The sequence below is a fragment of the Janthinobacterium sp. NKUCC08_JDC genome, assembly GCF_019345575.1.
Lineage (GTDB): Bacteria > Pseudomonadota > Gammaproteobacteria > Burkholderiales > Burkholderiaceae_D > Janthinobacterium > Janthinobacterium aestuarii.
The window spans coordinates 1-317 of the sequence record NZ_JAHKQW010000052.1; the positions used below are offsets into that span (position 1 = coordinate 1).

At 49.8% G+C, this 317-nt stretch carries 2 tRNA genes and 1 rRNA gene; all 3 read right to left on the minus strand.

The annotated features are described in order from the left end of the window. Nucleotides 1-15: 15 nt before the first annotated feature. A tRNA-Ala gene (locus KO538_RS29055) sits at nucleotides 16-91 on the minus strand. Nucleotides 92-110: 19 nt separating this feature from the next. Further along, nucleotides 111-187, minus strand: a tRNA-Ile gene (locus KO538_RS29060). A 79-nt stretch (nucleotides 188-266) separates the two neighbouring features. Further along, nucleotides 267-317: ribosomal RNA gene (locus KO538_RS29065) — 16S ribosomal RNA — on the minus strand; the annotation flags it as partial.

A 317-nucleotide genomic window follows, 5' to 3' on the forward strand; every position in this document is an offset into this window, starting at 1 on the left:
TTACGTTTGAACTTTTGGTGGAGGATGACGGGATCGAACCGACGACCCCCTGCTTGCAAAGCAGGTGCTCTCCCAGCTGAGCTAATCCCCCTGAGATTTACTACAGAAACTGGTAGGGCTGGTTGGACTCGAACCAACGACCCCCGCGTTATCAACACGGTGCTCTAACCAGCTGAGCTACAGCCCCAAATGCTGTTCTTTATATTAACAGCCGATAAGTGTGAACATTTGATGCGTGAATCATTACTGATTCGTGCAAACTCTAGAAAGGAGGTGATCCAGCCGCACCTTCCGATACGGCTACCTTGTTACGACTT